The sequence below is a fragment of the Areca yellow leaf disease phytoplasma genome (assembly GCF_041920595.1).
Genome location: NZ_CP169277.1, coordinates 236,347 through 242,318, shown reverse-complemented (window position 1 = coordinate 242,318; position 5,972 = coordinate 236,347). Strand labels below are relative to the sequence as shown.

3 protein-coding genes are annotated in these 5,972 nt (G+C 23.1%); all 3 read left to right on the top strand.

Annotation, left to right across the window (positions count from 1 at the left end; genetic code table 11):
* The first annotated feature begins 832 nt into the window (after positions 1 to 832).
* The 3 genes from ACEW7V_RS01375 to ACEW7V_RS01365 all read left to right on the top strand — a co-directional run bounded on the left by ACEW7V_RS01375 (position 833) and on the right by ACEW7V_RS01365 (position 3,874).
* Positions 833 to 955, top strand: coding sequence for a DUF2963 domain-containing protein (locus ACEW7V_RS01375; RefSeq protein ID WP_374695642.1), 123 nt, complete (start codon positions 833 to 835; stop codon positions 953 to 955).
* Positions 952 to 1,206: a DUF2963 domain-containing protein gene (locus tag ACEW7V_RS01370; RefSeq protein ID WP_374695741.1), complete on the top strand. Its 255-nt coding sequence runs from the start codon at positions 952 to 954 to the stop codon at positions 1,204 to 1,206. Before ACEW7V_RS01375 ends, ACEW7V_RS01370 begins: the two co-directional genes overlap by 4 nt.
* 2,410 nt (positions 1,207 to 3,616) lie before the next feature.
* On the top strand, positions 3,617 to 3,874 hold the full coding sequence (locus tag ACEW7V_RS01365; protein ID WP_374695641.1) for a hypothetical protein: 258 nt from the start codon (positions 3,617 to 3,619) through the stop codon (positions 3,872 to 3,874).
* The last annotated feature ends 2,098 nt before the right edge of the window (positions 3,875 to 5,972 follow it).

Genomic DNA, 5,972 nt, shown 5'->3' with positions numbered 1-5,972 from the left:
AGCGTGCATTGCTATATTGGCATTGATAACTTAACAATTTGCAAATATTAATTATAATTATAAAATTACTTATAAATATACTTATATCTATTAATTTATAAATATACAATTACAAATAATATTTCTTTAATTCTAATTTTTAAATAACAAATAAGGAAAACAAATTGTTAATTAACTATATTTTAACATCAAAAAAAACAACAAATATGCTTATTTATTTTAAATATTTGTATTTTTCCATCAATTTACAAATAAAAAATGCTAAAAATATTAAAATATTGAGTAATTTTAAAATATTGATGCAAATAACAATATATGTTGTATAATAAGATTACTTATTTGTAATCTATGATTTGTGCTTTTGGTTTTAAGATTTAAAGATTTAGCAATGATAATTTGGCAATTTAGCAATTTTATAATTTATAATTTTATAAATAAGTTGTAGCATAAATGGGGTTTGATAAGTTATAACAAAAAGAAAAGTAATTTATGAAATTTGTAAAAAAAGAAACAAAAGACCAAAAAGACACAACAACTCCCAAAGAACACAAACACAAACACAAACAAAAAAAAGCATAAATGGCAATTAATTCACATATTGTGCCTTATTTTAATGGTTATTATAATGTTTTAAGTATTTTTTATTTTATATAACAAAGAATTCCAAAGATAAAATATTTACTCAAAAAAAAGAGAATCAACAAAACTACTAAATCCGATTTTCCAAGAAAACAAACCAAATAAAGAAAATAATAATGAAATAGTTAACCAAAATAAATTAATTTCAAACGAAAATAATTTAATTGTTACAAACTCAAACGAAAATACCCAAATGATAAATATATACGATTCAATAACAAACAATTTAATCAAAAAAACTACTTTTTACCCCAATCAAAAAACTATTAATTTCATTGAAAAATACAACCCCCAAACTAAAAATGCCCCCAAATAAAACACTTTACACAACAAGGAACTTTATTTTGTGTCATATATCTCGATCAAAATACTAAAAAAATAACAAAAATAATTTATTACCAAGACAATAACAAAATAGACAATGAAGCTAAATATAGCCTTCAAACTGGAAAAAAGATTTCTCATACTTACTATCTTAAAAACAGCATTGATATTGATTACATAGATAAATACAACGAAAAAGAAGAAATTTCAGAAACAATCCATTATATTGTTACAAAATACTAAACTAGTTTTGTTCCTTGAAAAAGCCACAAATAAAAAAAGACCAACTTTGAAGTTGGTCTTTATATTATCATAAATATTTAATTTGGGAAATTTAGTCTTTATTTTAGTAAAAATAATATTTATAATTTTAAAAAACTAATTGTTATTTTGTGTTTGCAAAATTTTGAAAAATAAAATACAATATCAAAACAACAAATAATAAAATAAATATTACAAAAAGAAAAAAAAATAAAAACTATTGGTTACATTAGAATTATTATTTTGAGAAGTATCAGAATCACCACCAGAAGTATCAGAAGAACCGGAACCACCTGAAGGAGTTAAAGTATTTTTGATCTTTTAAAAATATTAATTGATCATTTAATTGATCTACATGAACTTTTTGATCTTTTAATTTGTTAATTCCACCCAATTGGTCTAAAGCTTCTTACATGCTTTTTGCATCTAAATTAGATGATTCATCAGGAAACACTGCTTTTTGAATTCTTGTTCATATATTGCATCATTTAATTTGGATATTGATTTCATATATGAAAAAATATTTCATAATTTTTTCTAAAACATTATCGTAATTTCAGAAACTTCTCTAAATTTTAATGTTTTTTGCTGTCAATAATATTTAAAATGATGTTAAAATACTATTAACATCTGTATTTAATTTTTGTACTCAAATATATATTTGTTCCAAATAATCAATTACTTGTTGTTGGGCTCCTACTTCTTTTTTTTTAATTAAATCTAGGATATTTATAAAAATGGGATCATTTAAATATTTTTGAATTTCTGTTTTATTATTAACTGCTAATTTATTAATTTCAGTTTTGATTTGAGTAATTATCGCGATAGAAACAAAACGCCTTAATTATTAGCTAATAATTAGGTTTTTTTGAGCCTCGCACAACACCGTACAAGCAAGTTTCCAAGCATACAGCGTTTATATAAAATATATTTCTTCTTTCGCCTTGTATTTGGTTTTCCCAAATTCCTTGGTAAGTCAGTCCACTTATGCATTCCAGCTAAGCTTTGAATTTCTTACGACTACTACGATTCTGCTTTTTTCCTTGAGCCTAAACACTTAAGTTTATTTTAGATGCTTTTATACTTTTAGCAAATAACTTTCTTTTAGCAAATAACTTTTAGGAAGATAGAAGTTACTCTAATTTCTTACCTTAATAGTTTTAGGAGAGATAACCACAATTAATATACAAAATAAAAAATTATGTGGTTGTGGTGGTTTTAGGTTTAGCAATTTTGCTTGCCACTTAAATCAATAAGTGTTAGTAAATTTTATATACGCAAAAAATATATAAACTGCCTAAAATATAAGGTATCAACTGTTTTTCCTTATAGCTACTGCCCGTTTTTTCTTAGGCTTATTGCAAAGCTTTTCCATGACTATTTTCAACTCGGTAACCAAACGATAAACAGTTTCTCGTTTTTTTGCTTTTATTTTCTGCTATAATCTATCTTGCTTTCACAAAATAGACCAAAAATATGTTGTACTGCATTACTAATTGCAGTTGTAAGTGGTTAATTTACTAAGAAATTAGGCATCTTTCTCGCCCTTTGCAATAAATCTTGACATTGTATTTTATTTGTTCTGTTTGATTCTCTTTAGTTTCAATTAGAGTTATCACGTTTTCAATATCATCATCTTGGTCAGCAAAAATTAAATAATTGTGATTTAAAAATAGCAAAATAGCCAAAAAGCTAGCAAATATTAACAGTTTTGCTTTATTTTTTTGAGTTTTACCATAATTTATATATCACCTGCTTTCTTTATATGATTTTATTTCCAACTTAACATTGAAATAAAATTTTAAAAATTAAAAAGACAAATACAAAAATAGAAAATAAATAAATTTTAAAAATCATCTTTGTAGAATCATCAAAAAATGTATTTATTCTCATGCTAATTATAACACAAATTAAAGTTAAAAAATATAATATTATAATAAAATCACTGCATTTTATTCAATTTTAACAAACTAAATCTCGATTAAAAATTAATTAAATATTAAAAGAATAATTAATTCAGGTCATTTTAAAACGGTTTTTTAGATACAAAACATTTAAAGTATGATATAATAAAGCTACAGGATGATAGTTACTTTAAGTTTGTATATTTTAATTAGGGGTTTTATAATTGTTAAAAAATCAGTTAAAAACAATTATTTAATTTTCTTGATAGTAATTACATTTGTGTTTATTTCATGTTTCTTATCAGCATTTATTCCAAGTGCTTTTGCAGATGACAAAAAGATCCAAAGAAGAAAACAACTCCTGTATCTGAATCACCACAATCACAAGGACCAAAATTAGATGTAGTAAATTATGATTTAGTTACAAGCGTTCAAGATTCTTTAAATACAAAAACATCATTATCATGTTCTAGCGTGGCTTACAAAAAATGAAATTATATTTAAAAACCAAAAATCCTAAATCTCAATCTGAAGTTGGAACACTTGTAGAGTTTCTATATTCTAGCGTTCTAGGAGTTAATTATTGGGAAGATGTAGAAGTAGACAGTTTTGATATATGCGCATATGATGATGATAATGCAAAAGCAAGTTTAATAAGTATATTAACAACTATTTTTAAAGAAGCTAAAACACTTTTAGCCAATGTAGATGAATCTTGTCTTGCTTTTAGTAGAACAATTAACTGATAAACTTTTTGCAAGTTGGATACAAGATACAATAAAGACTCTCTGGCAAGCTAAAGTTTAATAAAAAAATATTAAAATTATAAATTAAATTATTGAAAACAACCATTTACGGCATTCCCGTAAATGGTTTTTATTTTATCAATTTCATTGCACAAAAAAAAAAAAAAAAAAAAAAATATCAAAAAACAATAATTATGTAAAAAACAACATAACCAAACAAATAATTTGTTATAATAAAGACATTAAAACTTAAATGAAATATTTTTCTTTTGAAAAACATTAATAAATTCAATAACTATTAAATTAACTAATTCACAAAGTGAATTTTAAAAAATATTATGAAATTTATTATCTTACATCAAAACCAAAGAAAATAACAAAAAATTGAAGTAAAATTGTATAAAATTATATCAAAAATACAATTAAATATACAAAAAGGAAGAAACTGTGGAACGATCCTATGAAAAACTGCTATAATTTATTTATAAATAATCTACCTCATATATTGGAATGTAATTTGTACTACTATAAGCCTTGCTTTTTTAGGAACATTAGGGGCTGCACTGTTCCGTTTTTTTAGACATTTTTTTATTTAAAAATCACTCTTTAAGACTTAAAATTAAATAGATAATTTCATATCTTTTCAAATTAACAAATAATTTCATTACACTTAAAAAGTGTCTAATGTTTTTTTATAATTTGCTAGTTTCAAAAGATATTTTTTTAAATATTTTATCCCTACACTATATATATAGGCCGAAAAAACGAAAAAGTTGCATATAAAACGACATTGATTAAATTTTTTTACGAAATAATGCGGAATTTATTGTTTTTTGTAGAAAAAAATGCATGACAAAACAACCTTTTTTCAAAGGTTATAAGTTTATATATCCGTAATTAAATATTTATCTAAAAGTTTGAAAGTATTTTAAAGGAGATGAATTGTTTAATTTAGTTAAAATCCATTTATTATTCCAAAAAGAAGTAAATTGTTTTATTATTTTTTTGATTTTACTTAGTGTTTTTGGAATAAAGGGATGTTGGTTGGATAAAAATTGAGGTGTTCCAAAACTTTGGACAAATTTTTACTTTTTAAAAATTCTTTAAGACTAACTAATAAGTTAGTCTTTTTTCTTTTCAAGGCTAAAAAAATAATTTCTTATCTTTTATAAAAATATTTTTAGAAAGAATGAAGTTGTCAAAGTTTTGGAACACCTCAATTTTATCAACCAACATCCCTTTTTGTTCAAAAACTTACCAAGTAAAATCAAAAAAATAACAAAACAATTACTTCTTTGGAGATAATAAATGGATTTTAACTATAAACAATTCATCTCCTTTAAGATACTTTCAAACTTTTAGATAAATATTTAATTACGAATATATAAACATATTTTGAAAAAGATTGTTGTCATGCATTTTTCTACAAACAATAAATTCCACTATTTCGTAAAGAAGCAATCAATGTCGTTTATATGCAACTTTTCATTTTCGGCTATAGTGTAGGGATAAATATTTAAAATATAATGTACGAGCTAGCAAATTATAAAGGCATTGGAGCACAAGTATTTGTTAATTTGAAGATCTATTTGAGCTTGCAAGTCTTAAATTGATTTTTAAATAAAAATGTCTAAAACAGTGGCCTAATGTTAATTCACAAAAGCAAGATTTATAGTAATTGCAAATTACATTCAATATAATTGGGTAAAATGGAATTATAACGATTTTTCATAGGATCGTTCACGGTTTCTTCCTTTTTGTATGTTAATTGTATTTTTGATATAATTGCAATTTTACTTCAATTTTATTTATTTCTTTGAGATTTTGATAATAGATAATAGAGATTTCATGAATATTTTAAAATTCACTTTGTGAATGACCAATTTAATAGTTATTAATTTATTAACATTTTCAGAAAAAATGTCTTCATTCAAATTTTAATGTATTAAATAACAAATTATTTGTTTGGTATCTTGTTTTTACATAATTGGCTGTTTTATTATTTTGATAGAAATAATTGATAAAACCATGCATTTGCAGGGTGCCATAAATGTTGTTTTCAATAATTTAATTGGCAATCATCAATGCTTCGTTCCTT

Coding starts and splice junctions, on each gene's coding strand:
- ACEW7V_RS01375 (WP_374695642.1), top strand. CDS start 833: ATGATAAATATATACGATTCAATAACAAACAATTTAATCAAAAAAACT.
- ACEW7V_RS01365 (WP_374695641.1), top strand. CDS start 3,617: ATGAAATTATATTTAAAAACCAAAAATCCTAAATCTCAATCTGAAGTT.